The organism is Sphingobium sp. YR768 (assembly GCF_900111125.1).
In the GTDB taxonomy this organism is placed as follows: domain Bacteria; phylum Pseudomonadota; class Alphaproteobacteria; order Sphingomonadales; family Sphingomonadaceae; genus Sphingobium.
In genome coordinates, this window is record NZ_FOGE01000019.1 from 22878 (window position 1) to 41555 (window position 18678).

12 protein-coding genes are annotated in these 18678 nt (G+C 63.8%); 4 read left to right on the forward strand and 8 right to left on the reverse strand.

Features of this window, described 5'->3' with window-relative positions:
- The first annotated feature begins 31 nt into the window (after positions 1–31).
- The 3 genes from BMX92_RS18750 to BMX92_RS18760 all read left to right on the forward strand — a co-directional run bounded on the left by BMX92_RS18750 (position 32) and on the right by BMX92_RS18760 (position 4452).
- Positions 32–2734 (forward strand): exo-rhamnogalacturonan lyase family protein, encoded by a 2703-nt coding sequence (locus tag BMX92_RS18750; protein WP_093019317.1) that lies wholly within the window; start codon positions 32–34, stop codon positions 2732–2734.
- A gap of 13 nt (positions 2735–2747) precedes the next feature.
- Complete coding sequence (locus tag BMX92_RS18755; protein WP_093019420.1) at positions 2748–4061, forward strand: oligogalacturonate lyase family protein; 1314 nt, start codon at positions 2748–2750, stop codon at positions 4059–4061.
- 175 nt (positions 4062–4236) lie between these two features.
- Positions 4237–4452 (forward strand): hypothetical protein, encoded by a 216-nt coding sequence (locus BMX92_RS18760; protein ID WP_093019319.1) that lies wholly within the window; start codon positions 4237–4239, stop codon positions 4450–4452.
- A 202-nt stretch (positions 4453–4654) separates the two neighbouring features.
- On the opposite strand, the gene BMX92_RS18765 is transcribed toward BMX92_RS18760, so the two are convergent.
- The 8 genes from BMX92_RS18765 to BMX92_RS18800 form a co-directional block, all read right to left on the reverse strand.
- Positions 4655–5434, reverse strand: coding sequence for an SDR family oxidoreductase (locus BMX92_RS18765; protein ID WP_177185139.1), 780 nt, complete (start codon positions 5432–5434; stop codon positions 4655–4657).
- A 28-nt stretch (positions 5435–5462) separates the two neighbouring features.
- A complete protein-coding gene (gene car, locus BMX92_RS18770; RefSeq protein ID WP_093019323.1) occupies positions 5463–9023 on the reverse strand; it encodes a carboxylic acid reductase in 3561 nt (1186 codons plus the stop codon).
- Between the two features lie 124 nt (positions 9024–9147).
- Positions 9148–10371 (reverse strand): MFS transporter, encoded by a 1224-nt coding sequence (locus tag BMX92_RS18775; RefSeq protein ID WP_177185140.1) that lies wholly within the window; start codon positions 10369–10371, stop codon positions 9148–9150.
- On the reverse strand, positions 10361–12718 hold the full coding sequence (locus tag BMX92_RS18780; protein ID WP_093019327.1) for a TonB-dependent receptor: 2358 nt from the start codon (positions 12716–12718) through the stop codon (positions 10361–10363). Before BMX92_RS18780 ends, BMX92_RS18775 begins: the two co-directional genes overlap by 11 nt.
- A 57-nt stretch (positions 12719–12775) precedes the next feature.
- Positions 12776–13729 (reverse strand): AraC family transcriptional regulator, encoded by a 954-nt coding sequence (locus BMX92_RS18785; RefSeq protein WP_093019329.1) that lies wholly within the window; start codon positions 13727–13729, stop codon positions 12776–12778.
- Positions 13730–13989: 260 nt separating this feature from the next.
- Positions 13990–16029, reverse strand: coding sequence for a M3 family metallopeptidase (locus BMX92_RS18790; protein WP_371262476.1), 2040 nt, complete (start codon positions 16027–16029; stop codon positions 13990–13992).
- On the reverse strand, positions 16007–16822 hold the full coding sequence (locus BMX92_RS18795) for a transglutaminase-like domain-containing protein (RefSeq protein WP_093019333.1): 816 nt from the start codon (positions 16820–16822) through the stop codon (positions 16007–16009). Before BMX92_RS18795 ends, BMX92_RS18790 begins: the two co-directional genes overlap by 23 nt.
- Positions 16816–17766, reverse strand: coding sequence for a transglutaminase family protein (locus BMX92_RS18800; RefSeq protein WP_093019335.1), 951 nt, complete (start codon positions 17764–17766; stop codon positions 16816–16818). Before BMX92_RS18800 ends, BMX92_RS18795 begins: the two co-directional genes overlap by 7 nt.
- A gap of 15 nt (positions 17767–17781) precedes the next feature.
- On the opposite strand from BMX92_RS18800, the gene BMX92_RS18805 reads away from it, so the two are divergent.
- Positions 17782–18549, forward strand: coding sequence for an N-formylglutamate amidohydrolase (locus BMX92_RS18805; RefSeq protein WP_093019337.1), 768 nt, complete (start codon positions 17782–17784; stop codon positions 18547–18549).
- Positions 18550–18678 lie beyond the last annotated feature (129 nt).

Here is an 18678-nt window from a genome sequence, read left to right on the forward strand (position 1 = left end):
TATTCGGGGCCGGCCCCGCCAAGGAGGGGACATGAACGAACATCTGACGGTCAAGCGGCGCGACATGTTGCGTCTGGGTTTGCTGGGTAGTGCGGCGGCCATGCTGCCGCCCGAGGCACTCGCAGCCACCCGATCGACGCGCGCCTTGCCGCAAACTCAGGTGCGATGGATCGATGGAGACGCGCCGACGCTCAGCCTTGGCCAGACTTTTGGGGTGCCATGGCCGCGCGGTGCGGTGCGGGCCAATGCGCCGCTCAGCCTGCGTGCGAAGGATGGCGCATCGCTGGCGTCGCAGCATTGGACGCTGGCGACCTGGCCCGATGGCTCGCTCAAATGGTCGGCCCACGCCCTGTCTGCGGGCGTGACGCAGCCCGCTGGTCTGGAAATCGTCCCCGGCAAGCCGCAGGCACCCGCCGCGCCCGTGCTGGTACGCGAAGCCGCTGATGCCGTAGAGATCCTCAGCGGCGCGACCCGCTGGCGCATTGCACGTTCGGGGCAGGCCGTCATAGCCGGCGCATGGTCGGGCGAACGGCAGGTGATGGGCGCGCTCTCCCTTGTGGCTAGCGTCGACGACGCTCCGGAAGATGGCAAGCGCACGCACCTCACCGGCAGGATCGACAAGGTGACGGTCGAGCAGAAGGGACCGGTCCGCGTGGTCGTAAAGCTGGAGGGCGTGCACGAAGGAATGGGGCGGACGCTGCTGCCCTTCACCCTGCGCCTCTATGCCTATGCGGGCGGCGATCATCTGCGCGTCATGCACAGCTTCATTTTCGACGGCGATCCGGCGAAGGATTTCGTCAGCAGCATTGGCCTCAGCGCCGCCGTGCCCATGGTTGGCGCACCACATGACCGTCATGTCCGTCTCGCTACCGCAGAGGGCAGCCTTTTCTCCGAGGCCGTCCGTCCGCTGACCGGCCTGCGCCGCGATCCGGGCGCAGCAGCCCGCGCGGCGCAGATCGCCGGGAAGGCGGTCGCGCTGGACAGCATCGCGCCGGGCGTCCGGCCCTTGCTTGACCGGATCCCGACCTGGAGCGACTTCAGCCTCAGCCAATTGACCGCCGATGGTTTCGCCATCGTCAAGCGCACCGAACCGGGCTATGCTTGGGTCGACGCCACCGCAGGCACTCGCGCCCCGGGCCTCGGCTATGTCGGCTCGCCGCAAGGCGGCGTGGCAATGGCGGCCCGCTATTTCTGGCAGCGGCATCCCGCCCAGATCGACATTCGCGGCGCGGCAACCGACAATGCAGCGCTCAGCCTCTGGCTCTGGTCGCCCGACGCGAAACCCATGGACATGCGCCCCTATCGCGGCGTGATGGGGATGGAAGGCTATGATGCCCAGAATGAAGGGCTGGCCATCACCTATGAGGATTATGAGCCGGGCTGGGACAGTGCGACCGGTATCGCCCGCACTAGCGAACTGACGCTCTGGGCCTGCGCGTCGACGCCGGAAGCCGAGCGCCTCTCGGCCATGGCACAGGCCAATGCGGTGCCACCGCAACTGATGGCGACACCCGATCGCATCCACATGGCCGGGGTCTTCGGCCCATGGGGTCTACCCGACCGCTCCTCTCCGATGAAAGCACGGATCGAGGACCAGATCAGCAATCTTGCCGCCTTTTACGAAAGCGAGGTAGATCGCCGCCGCTGGTATGGTTTCTGGAACCATGGCGACGTCATGCACACCTATGATGCCGACCGGCATCAGTGGCGCTATGACATTGGCGGCTATGCCTGGGACAATAGCGAATTGTCGCCCGACCTGTGGCTGTGGCTCAGCGTGTTGCGCACCGCCGATCCCAAACTGTTCCGCTTCGCCGAGGCGATGACGCGCCATAGCGGCGAAGTCGACGTCTATCATTTGGGTCGCTTCAAGGGGCTGGGCACCCGCCATGGCGTCCAGCACTGGAGTGACAGCAGCAAGCAGCCCCGCGTCAGCAACGCCATCTATCGCCGCATTTTCTACTATCTGACGGCGGATGAGCGGGTCGGCGACCTGATGCGCGATCTGCTCGATTCCGATCAGGCGCTCCGTCATGTCGAGATCGGCCGCAAGGTGCCAGGCGCAGAGCGTAACCCACTGCCCGAAGGGGTGATCGACCTCAGCTTCGGCACGATGTGGTGTTCGGTCGCTTCGGCCTGGCTTACCGAATGGGAGCGGACGGGGACACGGAAATGGCGCGATCGGCTGATGGCGGGCATGGACAGTATCGGCCGGCTGAAGCGCGGCTGGCTGGCGGGCAGCGCGCCCTATGATCTGGCGACCGGACGTTTCATGGGTCCGGGGGACAAGATCAACCTGTCGCACCTCAATGCCGTGTTCGGCGCGCTGGAGGTCAACGCGGAGCTGCTCCAGTTGCTGGACGTGCCCCATTATCGCAGGGCTTGGCTGAATTATTGCCGCTGGTTCAACGCGCCCAAGGCGGAGTGGGAGGCGGAGTTCCATGAGCCTTACAAAGGCCGCAACCTGAAGGAAGGCCATTCGCGCCTGACCGCTTATCTCGCGCGAGAAACAGGGGACGCCGCCATGGCGCGTCGGGCTTGGGACGAGTTCCTGTCCGGCGAAGCCGGGCAAGGTTTGTCCAAGGGCGACCCGCGTGTCACCTTGACGGGAGCGAAAGTCATCGCGCCGACGGTCGAGTGGCCGCATGTGTCCACCAATGCGGCGGCCCAATGGGGGCTTGCCGCGATCGAAAACCTGGCGCTCATCCCCGATGCGCTGCCGATGCAGGATTGAAGAGAGGGTGATGATGAAAAGCAGCATTTCGGCTCTGGCGCTCGTGGCGCTGGCCTGGAGCGGCGCGGCGATGGCCAGGCCGGTGAAGCAATGGATCGACGCGCTGACCGGGCATGAGATCGTCCAGATCACCAACCAGCCGGGCGGCGCGGCCAGCCTCTATTTCCACCAGAACAGCTATACGCCGCAAGGCGACAAGATGGTCATATCGACACCGGACGGGATCAGCGTCGTGACACTGGCGGACTGGAGCATCAGGCCGCTGGTCAAGGGCACGGACCTGCAACTCCTCTTTACCGGGCGCAAGACCCGCAGCGTCTACTATGCTGGGGGGCGCAAGAATGACGGAGCAGGCGCCACCACCATCTTCGCTGCCGACATCGACAGCGGCAAGGTCCGCAGGGTCGCAACCGTCGCCAAGGGATCGATCGGATCGATCAATGCCGATGAGACGCTGCTCCTCGGCCAATGGGCGGCGAGCGACAAGCCGCTGCAACCCGATGGCACGGCCAAGGGCAAGGCGCCGGAAATCAAGCAGCAATTCGGTCAGGCCAACTATGCCGCCGACGGCCCGGACGGCAAGCCGCTGAGCTTTGCCGAGGCGAAGGAAGTGCGCCTGAACGAGCGGCTGGAAGCGAATATCCCGATGGAAATCTTCACCATCGATATCCGCACCGGCGCGCGCAAGGTGGTGGTCGCCTCCACCGACTGGCTCAACCATGTCCAGTTTTCACCCACCGATCCCGGCCTCATCCTATATTGCCATGAAGGACCATGGCACAAGGTCGACCGCATCTGGACCATCCGCACCGACGGCAGCGGCCAACAGCAGGTCCACAAACGCACGATGAACATGGAAATTGCCGGGCACGAGTTCTTTTCGCCCGACGGCAAGTGGATCTGGTATGATCTTCAGACCCCGCGCGGCGAGGTGTTCTGGCTGGCGGGCTATGAGATAGCGACCGGCAAGCGGCGCTGGTATCATGTCGATCGCAACATGTGGTCGGTCCATTATAACCAGATGCCTGACATGAAGCGCTTTTCCGGCGACGGTGGAGACAGCGAAATGGTCGCCCATGCACCCGACGGCAAATATCTTTACCTCTTCACGCCCAGGGAAATCCCCGACGTAGCGGGAATCCATGCGGATAATGCCGCCGATCTGATCGCACCCGGCACGCTGGAGACAGAGAAGATCGTCGACATGCGCGGCCACGACTATCGACTGGAACCGAACATCACCTTCACGCCGGATGGCAAGTGGATGATCTTCCGCTCCAACATGGATGGCAGCAATCAGGTTTACGCCGCTCAGACCAATAAATGAAAAGGCACTGATCTCTTATGAAAAAGCACGTTGACGATCCTAAAAAAGGGCGTCGAATCCCGACCAGTGGTGAAGGGGCGTCCGATCATGCCGGTCCCACCAGCGGCTCTGATCGAGGTGAGGCGATACGTTCCCGCATTACTGGTCCTCGCTCAACGCCTTGGCCTGGAAACTCATGGCGAAAGCGACAGGCGATGTTGCCTGGCGCGATCGCGCGAAAACCACGCTTCGCGGTAATCTGTGGCTGTTCACAGCCGATGGCCGGGGATCGGCTGCCTTCATCTATCCGCTGACCGTCAGTGGCAGGCCCGGCCAATTTGCCGACGCATATGCCAATGACCAGGATTGGGCGCTCGCGCATGCCTTGGAGATGGAGGCAGTAGCGCTTTAACGCCTGATCAGAGCCGACCCATTGCTAACGCTTAGGCAATGAAATATCTTTTCCGGAAGCGGACAGACAGCTCTTAGATTTGCTTGGTGCAATGGCGATCAGAATATGGTGCTGCCGCGGCGGCATATCGGATTAGGACGTAAAGCAATAAATCCGTTTGCCGATGATAGATGCCAGGCCCTGATCGCTCATGTCCTCAGCCTCACACGCCGGTGGCGACCGGCGGGCGGATCAGTATCTCCTGAATATTCACGTCAATGGGCTGTTCCAGCACATAGGCCACGGCATTGGCCAGATGCACGGGGTCGGAAACCAGCCGTTCAGCGCCCACGCCATCCGCGCCTATCCCCCTTTTGGCAAAGCTTTCCTGCACGGTGGAGAGTTGTTCCGGCATGAAGCCGCGCGCCAGTTGGGTGGCAAACCCGCCGGGGATGATGGTCGTCACGCGAATATCATCCTGTTCAACCTCACCGCGCAGGCTGGCGGTTATCGTCTCGACCATCTTCTTGGTCGCGCCATAGACGCCGCCTTCCTCCCACCGCGCCGCGATCGATCCGATATTGATGATATGGCCCGGCTTGCCATGGCCTCGCATCGCTGTGACGGCGGCCTGCGCGCCTTCCAGCACGGCGAGTATATTGACCGCCAGCATGGCCGACCATCGATCGGGCGTGCCCTGCATGATGGGTTCAGGGAACATCAGCCCGGCATTATTGACCAGTGCGAACAAATGCTCGCTCGTCTGCGCTGCTTCCTCGACCAGCTTCCTTAGACGCCCCGTCTCCGCCAGATCTATGGCGCGCAGTTGCGGGCGCGGGCCACCGGCCTCCACCACATTGTTGGCCGTGACGTCCAGTTCCGCCTGCGACCGGCCGGTCAGCCAAAGGTCGGCGCCGGCCGCACCCAGCCGGATCGCCATGGCCCGCCCCAGACCGCTGGACGCGCCAGTGATGATGATCGCCTTGCCGGAGAATATGCTCATAGTCCTGCTCCCTGAGATATGGACGTCGTCATGCGAAGGTCGCCTCCACCGGTGCGGGCACCAGATCGAGACTACGCATGTCGGCCAGATATTTGTGAATGAAGGCTTCATCGATGCCGGGCACGGAAGGCCCGGCCGTCAGACGACGGACGGCCGCGGCAAAATTGCGCGATGTCGGATGCGCGGAGGCCGGATCGGCGGGCTGCGAAAAGCCACCCATGATCGCCAGCGAGGACAGTTGGCGCTTCTCTTCGGGCAGGGCGCGCAGCCGGTCTTCGAACTCCGCCAGCCAGCCACGATAGTCGGTAATGCGGCGGATCGCATAGCCGGCGCTGGCGACCCAATCGACGATGCAGTCGAGCGATACGCCATCATCATGCATGTTGACGATATTATAGGTACGAAAGGCGTCGGTGGCCTCCGCCCCCAGCTGCTGCATGACAGCGGCGATGAAATCGACCGGCAGACCGTCATAATGCGCCCGCGCGCGGCCGCCGTCCGCGGCCGGGCGGTAGAAGGACAGCGGCGCCGTGCCGGTCGCGATCAGGCTGAACAGCAGGCGGGTGAACATGTCGGGCACGTTGATCTGTCCGACATAGCGGCGATGCGCGAGGATCATGTCGGCGCGAAAGACATTGACCGGCAGGCCATGGCGTTCATGCGCATCGCGCAACAGGACTTCGCCGGCCCATTTGCTGGCGCCATATCCGACCGCATAGCCATCGCTCAGCGTGCAACTGACGCCCCCGATGCGGACATCGCTATCCTCGTCGCCCTGCAGCGCCGGGTGCATCGAGGGTACGGCGGTCGAGGAGATATAGTCGAAGCTCTTCTGCCGCCCCGTCAGCGCCAGCCGGATCAGTTCCGCCGTGCCGACCACATTGGGCTCGAACAGATTTTCGTAGCTCAGCCGGTGGTTCACCAGCGCCGCCGGATGGATGATATGATCCGCCGACCGTGCCAGCGCCGCGAAATCGTCGGCGGGCAGGCCCAGATGCGGCGCCGACAGGTCGCCCGTGATGACCTGCAGATGGCGGTCCGCAAGCTGGCGGAAATGGTCGGCGAGCTGCCGATCAGGTCCACCGAGCGCTTCCGCCAGCCGGGCGCGCGCTGTTTGCGCGTCGCGCGCGCGGACGATGCAGGTCAGCGTTCCGCCCTGCTCCGCCAGATGCTCCAGCCAGGCCAGACAGAGGAAACGGCCCAGAAAGCCCGTTGCACCCGTCAGCACGATATGGCGTTTTCGGTCTGCGGGCGGTTCGGCCTGAGCGGCTGCCTCCAGTGTCGCCGCGTCGAAGAACCGGTCGAGCGTCAGATCGATGGCGTGAATCATCGTCGCGCCAGCGCCATGGATGCGGGCGAAGGTCGGGCCGCTATCGCCATCTGTCAGCGCCCGATCGATGAAGTCGGCCAACCGCTGCGCGCTGCCCGCCGGATGCAGGATGATGCTCACGGGCACAGCGATGCCGAACATCTCCTCCAGCAATGCCGCCAGCGACACCGCACCCAGCGAATCCCCGCCCAGATCGGCGAAGCACTGGTCCGATGCCGGATCGACCGACGCGAGCCCCAGATTGGCCTTGAACGCGCCAGCGATCCGCTCGACCGTCGATAGGGCCGTCCCCTCACGCCGCAGCATGGCGAGTTCGGCATGCTGCTGCCGGTCCATCTCCTGATACAGCGCCTCCAACCGCTCGCCATAGCGCCGGTAGAGATTGGGACGCAGCGGCTTGCGCACGCTGGACAGCAGGCCATTCTCATGGCTGAAAGCCTCCGTCTCAATCAAGATATCGCGAGGGATTTCGAAACTTTTGAGGCCCGCCTCCCGCGCGACCGCCTGAAGCGCCGCCATCATGACGGCCTTGATGGCCTTGTCGTCCTGCGGATCGATACCATGCAGATCGCGCAGCGCCTCCATGTCCGGCACGACCACCGCCAGCAGGAAGGCGCGATAGGCACTGCCATAGACATAGATTTGCCGGATCAGCGCGCTGCCGCTGGCAAAACCCGCCTCCAGCCCGCCGATCGCGACATATTCGCCCTGTGACAGCTTGATCACATTGTTGCGACGGTCGATCCAGACGAGATGATCGGGGCCGCGCTCCTCGACGATGTCGCCGGTTTTCTGATAGCCATCGGCATCGATGATCGCGGCGCTTTCCTGCGGGCGCTTGAAATAGCCTGGGATTGCCATCTTCGACTTCACCAGCAGCTCGCCGCGCGGATAGGGGCGGTCCGTGGTCCTGTACCCCAGCTCGGGCACATCGAGCAGCCGATAATCCTCCACCACGCTACGCAGCACTCGATTGCCGGAGGTAATCCCACCCCCCGCTTCGGTCGTGCCATAGCCCTCCACCAAGGCGATATCGAAACAGTCGCGGATGAAGGCGCGCACTTCAGGCGCGGTGGGCGAACTGCCGACGCCGCCCGCCACCAGCCGGTCGCCCAGGAAGCCCCGCGCCATGGTGGCACGGACCTGCGCATCGGCTGTATCGGATGCTTCGCCCTGTGCGATCAGTCGCTGCACTTCGGACTGATAATGCTGGTACACCAGTTCGCACACCCGCGGGATGAACAGCAGGAAGGTCGGGCGGACGATCCGTAGATCCTCGAACAGGCTGGTCATGTCGCTGCGCAGCGTGAAACAGGTGGTTCCCCCCTGCGCCAGCGTCGCCGCCACCATGTTGCGGCCCATGAAATGGTTGAGCGGCGCATAGGCCAGCGTCACGGTCGGCTGCATCCGCGCGATGCCGTTCCAATATTGGTTGGCGATCCGTTCCGGGATGATCGCGCCCTTGGGGGTGCCCGTACTGCCCGAAGTATACATGATGAGCGACATGACTTCGAGCCCGTCGGGCGAGGGCGCGAGCGGCGTCCAGACATGCTGCGATCCCCGCGCCACGATATCCGCAAAATCGATCAGCGCGATCTGCGAGCCCGCGTCGGCAAGGCGCGCTGTTGCCGCCTCGATACGTTCGCGATCGTCATCGACGCGCATATCGGCATCGATGACGATAAGACTGGTTATGGTCGACTGGCCGAGCGCGCGTTCCACGACCAGATCGAGATGATCGATACTGGCGACCAGACAACGGGGCGCGGTGTCCGCCAGTATGTCGGCCATATCCGCCGCCGCGATATTCGCCTGCAACGGCACGGCGATGGCTTGCGCATAAGCGCAGGCGAGATCGATCGTTGCATAATGCGCACCGGTAAAACCTATGAAGGCGACGAAATCGCCCGGATCGACACGCAGCGTCGCTTCATGGCGCCAGGCGCTGGCGATCGCCTCCACCTGCCGGGCCAGATCGGCATAGCGTATCGTCTCGAAGGAGGGCAGATGATGGCGCACGGCCCGACCGTCCGCATCGCGCCGGATGTCATAGGCGCGACTGCCAAATGCTTCCCGATTGGCATAGCCGGCCAGCGTGACGCGGATGATCTCCGCAAGCGAGGCGCCCGGCGCCTTGATCGCGGCGGTGACGGCGGCATCGGGCACCAGCCCCGCCACTTGCGGATCATCGGCCGTCATTGCGATCAGCCTGTCATAGGCCCGGTTGAAAGCCTCAATCATATCCGGTTCGTCCTGCATCGCTTCATCCTCTTCCCGCTGACGGCATCGCTGCCCGCCTGCTGGCGGCGCGGCCGATGATATGCTGGCATCCTATATCGATGGCGATGAGCCGTCATCGAACCGATCGTGCGGCAGGCTTCACTTATCGTCTGCCTAAAGCGAGCATCAGCACGGCAACGAGCGCAAAGCCGACAATGTGCAGGAGGATCGCGCTGTCATAGCTGCCCGATACTTCGCGCAGCAGCCCATCGAATGGCGCGGCGGCGAACAAAAAGGGGATCTTGACGAAATAGCACAGCCCCATGGCTGGTCCGAAATTGCCCGCCCCCAGCCATTGGCCCATCGTCGCCGTCAGCAGCGGATTGATGCCGCCCGAAAAGAAACCGATAGCGCCAGCGGCAATCAGCAACAGCGGCAGACTCGCCCCGGCGAAAAGCAACAGGAGCCAGGGCACCGTCCAGCCAAGCGCCAACAGGGTCAGGGCAATCCGACCGCCGGACCGATCGACCAGCCAGCCCGACGCCATCGCGCCGAAGATGGCGGCGATGCCGAAGGCGGAAAGCAGCAAGGCCCCCTGTTGCAGGCTCAAGCCGCGATCGATCGCCAGCGGTACGAGATGGGTGACGATGCCGACCCCTGCCATGGTGAGCAGGCCGATGCCCAGCGCCAATATGATAAAGCCGCGATCGCGCAGGATTTCCCGGCTCGTCATGTCCGCAGAGGCGACTTCAGGCCCGACCACGACCTGTCTCGGCGGCTCCACGATGGTGGCCAGCAGCGGCAGCAGCGCGAGTTGCAGCGCGCCCAGCATCAGGAAGGTGGCCGGCAGCCCATGACCTTCGACAAACCATGCGACCATAGGCGGCGCCAGCACCGTCATCGCGGGCATGTTGACTACCCCCAGCGCCCGCCCCTTGCCCTTATCGAACCAGCCGGTCGCCAGTGCCGAGGCGGGGATCACGCCCGACAGGCAAAGCGCCGGCCCGATCAACACCGCATAGGCCAGCAGCAGGGCGGCGCCGCTCTGCGCCAGTGCCGCCATGCCATAACCGGACGCGCCGATCCCTACGCCCAGCAGCATGATCCGCCGAATGCCGAACCGCTTGAGCCAGCGGCCGGCAAAGGGCGCCAGCAGCCCCATGGACAGCGACATCAGGCTGAGCCCGGTTACGGCATAGGTGCGGCCGATGCCCAATGTCGCCTGCATCATGGGCACCAATGTGCCAAACGCAGCGAAGGCCAGCCCGAAGGAGAGGTTCTGGGCCAGAAAGGCGATCAGGAGCATGCGCCAGCGCATGCTCCTGCCCATCCATGAGATGGCTGCTGGCGTGACGGCGCTGACGGCGCTGACGGGTTCAGCGCGCACGCAGCTTGTCCAGCTGGACGCTGAAACGCAGCAGCAGTTCACGGCCACGGCTGACATAGGCAACGGTGTCTGCCCCGAAACCTGTCGCCGTGCCGGTGCCTGCCCCAGTCAGCGGATTGTCCGAGGAACGCTGGAAATAATAGACGTTGGTGAGGTTACGGCCGACCAGCGCGAATTCGATGCCCGAAGCCAGCGCGACCTTGGCCGACGCATCCAGCATCCAATATCCCCTCTGGAAACTGGCAGGCTTGTTGGTCGCATCGGTGAAATAGCCCGACGTATGATTGACATCGACCGACAGGTCGAACCGGGTTCCGGCAGTATCGGTGGCCGAATAGCTTGCGCCCAGACTTTGTCCCCATTTGGGCGCACGCGGCAGCGCGGCGCCCGACAGACTCTGCGCACGATAGACGCCGCCGACCAGATTGAGGTCGCATCCCAGCGCGATCGTCTGCCCCGCATAGCAGGGCGCATCCAGATAGGTGATGTAGCGCGCCCGGTTATAGGACGCACCGCCATGGAGCGACAGACCATCGACCGGCGTGCGCCAGTTCAGATTGCCCTCGACACCCCTTGTCTTGGACGACGCCGCATTGGTGACTATCTGGGTCACGCCGATCAGCGATGTCACCTGCTGACCGGAGATCTTATAATCATAAAGCGACAGGTTAGCCGCGAGCCGGTCGCCCAGCAGCCTGGCCTTGACGCCGCCCTCCAGCCCCTTGACCGTCTGCTGATCATAGGAGCGGTCGAGCCCCTGATTGCCATTGCCAGCGTTAAACCCGCCCGACAGGAAACCCTGCTTGTAGGAAGCGAACAGCGTGAGGTTGCTGCTCGGACGATAGCTGATCGTCACCTCGGGCGACACATTAGTCCATTTCTTCCGGGGCACCGCCGTACCGCCGGGCAGCATCGGGTCGAAGGGCGTGCCATCGATAAGGGTAGGCTCATAACGCTTGCGCTCGTAGGAATAGCGGGCACCGCCGGAAATCTCGATATCCTCGACCGGCTTGACGCTCACGCTGCCGAAGAGCGAATAGGCCGTCCCCTCCTGCCGCGCATGATAGGGGGTGGAGATGTAGGCGGGGGTCACCGCATTGAGCGCGGTGACGGAGTCATAGTCTAGCCGCGAATCCTGGAAGAAACCGCCGACCAGAAAGTTGAACGGCCCATCGAAATCGCTCGATAGGCGTAATTCCTGGGAGATTTCGCGGATCGTCAGTTCGCCGGCGGATCCCAAAGTCCGGTTGGCAGCCGTCGAATCGGTCGCATTGAAATTCTCGTTATAGGTCAGGTGATTGCGGTAAAAGCCGGATTGCAGCGCGAGCGACAGCGTGTCACTCAACCGATACTGAATATCCAGCCCCACCAGATATTGCTGCTGGCGGGAGTAGGGATCGGGCGTCAGCCGGGCGTTGAGCGCCTGAAAATTGGGGCCGAGGCCCGAACGAACCACCGTATCGTTGGCGATGCAATCGTCGCGGCCGCCAAGCTGGGGCGCGCCCAGCGGACAAGAAACGCGCTGCGTATTTTCGGTGAGGCCAGCGGTGCGGACCGATCCATAGGCGAATTTGAAGCGAGCGGACAGAGCGTCGCTCGGCTCCCACTTCAACGTCACCCGGCCACCATATTCGCGGTCGTGGGGCAGCAGGCCATATTGCGAACCGTAAAGAGCCGATGGGGTGGTCCTGTCCCGGACCCAGCCATTGGTGCGCGATCCATAACCTGCGACCCGCACGCCCAGCGTATCGCTGATCGGGCCGGACACATAGGCTTCGCCGCGCAGTTCCCGGCCATAGGCTTCATAGCCGGCCGACATGCGTGCTTCCAGCCGGTCGGTCGGATCGCCCGTGCGGATGACGACGATGCCGCCAGGGCTATTCTTGCCGAAATAGAGCGCTTGTGGCCCTTTGAGCACCTCCACCTGCGCCATGTCGAATTCGCCCATCCGCCGCGGCGCCGCCCGCGCGACCTGAACGCCGTCGATGTTGAAGGCCACAGCCTGATCGCCGAAGGGATTGGAGTCGCCGGCGCTCACCCCGCGCAGGGCGATCGCGCCGCCCTGCACCGATCCCGAGCCGTTGCCGATGATCAGTTGCGGCACCGTGCGCGCAATCCCCTCCAGATTGACGATGGCGCGCCGGCTGAGTTCTTCCGATCCAATCGCCGCGATGGTGACAGGCGTCGAAATCAGCGTCTCTTCACGCCGCCGCGCGGTAACGATGATATCCTCGGTGGAGGGTGCCGCCAGCGTCTCCTGCGCCAGAGTCCTATCCGTCCATGGCGACGGCAAAAGGGCGCAACTCATCACCGCCGCGGAGCCGCAGCGCAGCCAATAGGCTTTCATGTCTCTCTCCCTAATAGGCAGCGCCGGTCACGGGCGCCGCATTTTATTGTCTGTGGATCACTGTCGTGTCGGCACGCCAGTATCGTCTTCCTGCGCGAAATGGCTGGGCGGGACGCCATGATAGGAGGTGAAGGCGCGGGTGAAGGAGGAAGGAATACGATAGCCCACCCGCCGCGAAACCTCGGCAATGGCAAAGCGCTCGCTCTGCAGCAGTTGCGCCGCGCGCCTCATGCGGATCTGGGTGAGATAGGCCATCGGCGTCATGCCCACCTCGGCCGCAAAAGCGCTGGCGAAACAGGATCGCGACAGCCCCACTTCGCGTGCCAGGGTCGCCACGGTCCATTCCCGTTCCGGCTGGGCATGGATGGCCAGCAGCGCAGATGCGATCCGTCGGGCATTGGGGGCCCATACCGGCATCTCACGATCGTTCCACAGGCTGCGATGCATGTTGCGGATGGAGCGGATCAGCATCAGCGTGCTGAAACTCGCAATCGCGGCGCGTGCGCCGGGGCCGCCGCAATCCTCAGTTATCTGATCGGGATCAAAGGCAAGCGCGCTATTGGAGCCGTTTCCACCGTCACGTCCCATGCGCCACAGGCTGAGGCCAGCGCGGATGGAATAAGCGGCGGGCGAGACATGGGCGAAGCTGAACACCGTGCTCAACATCCGGGCACCGCGCCGGCGCGGCGCACCATCGGCGTGAATAGCGATCTGTTCGATACTGTCCGTGTCCCCGTCCCCCAGCGACAGCGTGACAGGCGCCATGTCCCCACCGGGGTTCAGGCGATGATGATCGCCATAGAAACAGGTGGCAGTCTCGCCAGCATGTAGCGTCAGCGTTTGGTCGCCCCCCACTAGCGCGATCGTGACGACACCCTCCAGCACGACATGCAGCACGGCGCGGCCATGGCTGACGATATCGACCAGCTGATTGGTAGCAACCTCGATAAGATAGGAGTTGCTGTCGAGCACCCGCAGGTCACGCAGCAAGATTTCGTTCAAGCCCGACATCCTGACTCCTCCTCCGGACGATACGCGTCGAGATCGCGATCATCGTCCCTGATATGCGTCGCTTCCGAGAGCGATCCGTCTATTTAGTGTGCTTGCATATCATACCGGTGAAACCATGCATAATCCGGACAGTCCGAAAGCCTTCGCAATTCGTCCCGATCGCAAGGACCTGACTATAGAAGGAGGTCGCTGTGCGCCGCCAGCACCATAGCAGAAATGCGCCGTATGTGACCAACGGCAGCTTATCTCATTGCTCGCTCTCAAGCTCCCACCAAGTGCCGCGCGCGCATCAGCGCCTGTGCGTCGGGCGCGCGGCCCAAGAAGGCGCGGAACGACTCCATAGGATCGCGACTGTCGCCAGCAGCCAGTATTTCGTCACGGAAACGCGCGGCGAGTTGCGGGTCGAAAATGTCGCCCGATTCCACAAATGCCTCAAACGCATCGGCGTCGAGCGCTTCGGACCAGGCATAGCTGTAGTAAGCGGCGGAATAGCCGCCGTCGAAAATATGGGTGAAGTAGGGAAAGCGATGGCGCATGCCGACTTCGGGCGGCATGCCCAGCCGGTCGAGTTCCGCTGCGACAAAGGCGCGCGGATCCGTCTCTGCCGCTGCTTGCTGATGGACTGCGAGATCGACCAGCGAGCAGCCGATCAGTTCGACCGTGGCGAAACCCTGGCCATAAGCCTCGGCTTGGCGGATCGCGACGATCAGATCGTCGGGCACGCCGAAGCCGGCCAGCACTTCCCGGCTGACGATCCAGTTTTCCATGAACTTGCTGGGAAACTCCACAAAGTCGCGCGCGACCGCCGTGCCGGACTGGCTGGGATAGACGACGCGGGAGAGCAGGCCGTGCAGCGCATGGCCGAATTCGTGGAACAGGGTGCGCGCCTCGTCGATCGACAGGCGGGTCGCGCCGCGATCGGGCGGCGGCGCAGCGGCGAAATTCGCGACCAGATAGACGACGGGACGGACGTCGCCGTCCATCGCCTCCTGCACCCGCAGGCTGCCCATCCAGGCACCGCCATGCTTCTCCGGCCGCGCCAGATAGTCGGTGAAGAGCAGGCCCACCGCGCCGCCGTCCTTGTCCGTAACTTCCCAGGCCCAGACATCGGGATGATAGCCGGCAATATCGGCCCGTCGGGTGAAGCGGAGACCATAGAGCCGCGCGGCGGTGTCGAACGCCGCCTGCCACACCGCGTCCAGCCGCAGATGCGCCGCCACCGCCACGCCGTCCAGCGCATAGCGCGCGCGCCGGACCTGCTCCGCATAGAAGCGCCAGTCCCACGGAGCGAGGGCGAAGCCGCCGCCTTCCGCATCGATCAGCGCCTTAAGCTCCGCCGCTTCCTCCGCTGCGCGCCGCTTGCCCGGTTCCCATAGCTGGCGCATCAGGTCGGTCGCAGCCGCCGGGTCATGCGCCATACTGTCTTCCAGCGCATAATGGGCGTGGTCGGCATAGCCGAGCAGCACCGCCCGCTCCCGCCGCAACGCGAGCGTTTCGCCGATGATCGGCCAATTGTCGTGCAGCCCGCCGTCGCAGCGGTCGGTGAAGGCGCGCCAGACCGTTTCGCGCAGGTCGCGCCGCTGCGAGAAGGTCAGAAAGCCCTCAAAATCGGTGCGGTCGAGCGTGACATGATAGCGGCCCGCCTGCCCCTTGGCCGCTGCGCGCCCGGCGGCCGCCTCACACATGGCGGGCGGCAGTCCCGCTAGATCCTCCGCCCCCAGATCGAGCACCCAGGCCGCCGTCGCCGCCAGAACATTCTGCCCGAATTGCACCGACAGGGCCGACAGCCGCGCGTCGATGGCGGCGAAGCGCTCCTTTTCGGCGGGGGCAAGCGCCGCACCGCCGCGCAGAAAGCCGGCATGGCTGCTTTCCACCAGCCGGATCTGCTCCGGGGTCAGGCCGCTCTTCTGCCGGGCGGCATGGACCGCGAAGATGCGCGCAGCCAGAGCAGCATTATGGCTAATCGCGACAGAATGCGCGCTCAGCCGCGCCGATATCTCCGCCTCGATCGCGCGGATGCCCGGCGTGCCCTGCGCCGAGGACAGCGTCCAGAACAACCGGCGCACCCGCGCGAGCGCCTCGCCCGACCGCTCCAGCGCGGCGATACTATTGTCGAAGGTGGCCGGCGCGTCCTGCCCGGCGATCGCGGCAATCTCCGCCTCATGCCAGCCGATCGCCGTCGTCAGCGCCGGGAGGAAATCCTCGTCCCGCACCTGCGCAAAGGGCGGCGCGCCGAGCGGGCCGGTCCAGGGTTGCAGCAGCGGATTGGCGATCGGATCAGTCAAGAGAGCAAACCTCATCGGTATGGACCTGGAACCGCACCAGATTTGCCGGGCCAAAGGCGGTCGTCAAGGCGACATCGGTGGCATCGCGGCCCCGCGCCATCAGGATGCGGCCGATCCGGGGGCGGTTGTGGCGAGCGTCATGGGTGTACCAGTCGCCATCGATATAGACATCGAACCAGGCGCTGAAATCCATCGGCGCGTCCACCGGCGGCACGCCGATGTCGCCCAGATAGCCGGTGCAATAGCGCGCCGGAATGTTCATGCAGCGGCACAGGGTGATGGCAAGATGGGCAAAGTCGCGGCACACGCCCTGCCGTTCCTGATAGCCGTTCCAGGCGGTCTTGTCCGGCCGGGCGTGATGATAGCCGAACTCGATATGGTTGTGGACGAAATCGACGATCGCATCGACCCGGTCGCGCGCGGCGGCGAGATGACCGAAATTGGCCCAGGCGACGTCCATTAGCCGGTCGGTCTCGCAATAACGGCTGCCGAGCAGGAAGGGCATGACCGCATCGGGCAGTTCCTCGACCGGCATTTGCGGGCCGTCGGGCGCGCGCCGGTCCGGCTCGCCGCTATCCTCGATCACGAAGTCGCAGGACAGGGTGACGTTGCCGGGCGGAAGCGTCAGCCGTGTTGCCACATTCCCGAACCCGTCCTCGAAATGATAGAGCGGGATGTCGGGGCTGGCCATCAGCCGCTGCGGCGTGCGCAGATCCTGATGGCGTGAAGGGTGCAGGCTCAGCATCGCCATCATCGCAATCTGTTTGTCGATGGAGAATTCAATATCATAACCGCAGCGGATCAGCATGTCGGGGTCTTTCCTGGAGCGCCGGCGATGCGGCTGTTGATGGCGCCATGGCCAGTGGTGGGGAAGAGCTTGGGATCGGCCCGGTGGACGTCGACCGATATGTCCATGCCCAGGAAGCTGGCGGGCAGGCCGATCCAGGTGCCCGACAGCGGCAGCGCCTGATAGGGATCGCGCGCGATCGCCACGCGGATAAGGCCGCGATTGCCGATGATGCCATTGGTCGGATCGAACTCGACCCAGCCCGATCCGGGCAGGAAAATGCGCACCCAGGCATGGGTATTGCCGCCGCCAACCACGCCCTCGTGCCTGGATGGGTTGTAGACATAGCCGGACACGAAGCGCGCGGCGAAGCCCAGCGCCCGCACGGCCTCGATCATCAGCACCGCGAAGTCGCGGCAGGTGCCCTGCCGCTTGCGCAGCGTCTCGATCGGCGACTGGGTGCCCTTCTCATGCCGGGGGACATAGGTAAAGTCGCGCTGGATGCCGGTCGCCATCCGGGTCAGCAGGTCGACCGTCCCGGTATTGCCGTCATTGCGGACGAAATCGCGCGCCCAATTGTCGACAACTCGTCCCGGGTCCAGATGCTGCCGCTCGATGGACCGCAGCAGGTCGGGCATGTCTTCCGATGAGTAAGTGAACGGAAAGAGGCGGGCATAGGGTTCGACATCGACCTGCTGCTGCGCCAGCGGCGCATGTTCCAGCGTAACCTCGCTGGTGACGATCAGATGCGACGCTCTTTTTTTGAACAAGGCAATGGCTACGGAGTTTCCGAAGACATCATGCAGCCAGCGCAGTTCGCTGGGTTCGGGATCGATGTCGAGCCGGGCGGACAGCAATCGCTGGTCGAAGGCTTCTCGCGGCCGCATCATGATACGATGCTCGCCCAGCGACACGGGCTGCTGATAGCGGTATGTGGTGACATGATGGATCGTCAACAACGGCATGAAAGGAAGATCCCGATGGCCCGAGAGGCGGCGATACTATTGGGTCCGGACGATCCGGCGCCGTTCGCTATCGATAACGCGGAAGGGCGCTCGCCGTTCCTGCTGGTTGGGGATCATGCCGGGGCCGCCATTCCCGCAGCGCTGGGCGATCTGGGTCTAAAATCCGCAGACCGGGCGCGACATATCACTGTCGATATCGGCGTGCGGGAGTTTGGCAGAGAATTGGCCCGCCTGCTAGACGCGCCTTTCATCCATCAGACCTATTCGCGCCTCGTGATCGACTGCAATCGCGATCCCGGGCATGAGGACGCAATAGTCATCCAATCCGATGGCACATCCATCACAGGCAATGGCGCACTCGACGACGCAGCCAGGCAAGCCCGGATAGCGGCGATCCACACGCCCTATCATGCGGCCATATCGGCCATGCTCGACGCCAGGCAGGCGGCGGGTACTGAGACTATCCTGCTTTCGCTACACAGCTTCACCCCAAAGCTGGACGGTTTTATCCGGCCTTGGCATGTAGGTGTTTTGCACTGGCTTGGACGCACGGATTGCGCCATGGCCATGGTTGCGCAATTACAGGGCGACAGAACGATATGTGTGGGCGACAACGCGCCCTATCGCATGGACGCCACCGACTACACGGCACCTTTTCACGCTTTTCCCCGGAACCTGCGCTATGCGGAGATTGAGATCAGACAGGATCTCATCAGCGATCATGGCGGCCAAGTTCACTGGGCCGGGAAAATCCAGAAGGCGGCGACGTCGGCATGGCGATAATTGCCATGAGGTGAGGCCAGTTACCCATGCGCGAGGTGGCCGCAGAGGTCAGGTCTACACGCGCACAGCAACCCGAAGGGCTACATAACCGGCCAAGCTTGTCAGAGGCTGTCTCAGAACGCATACGTA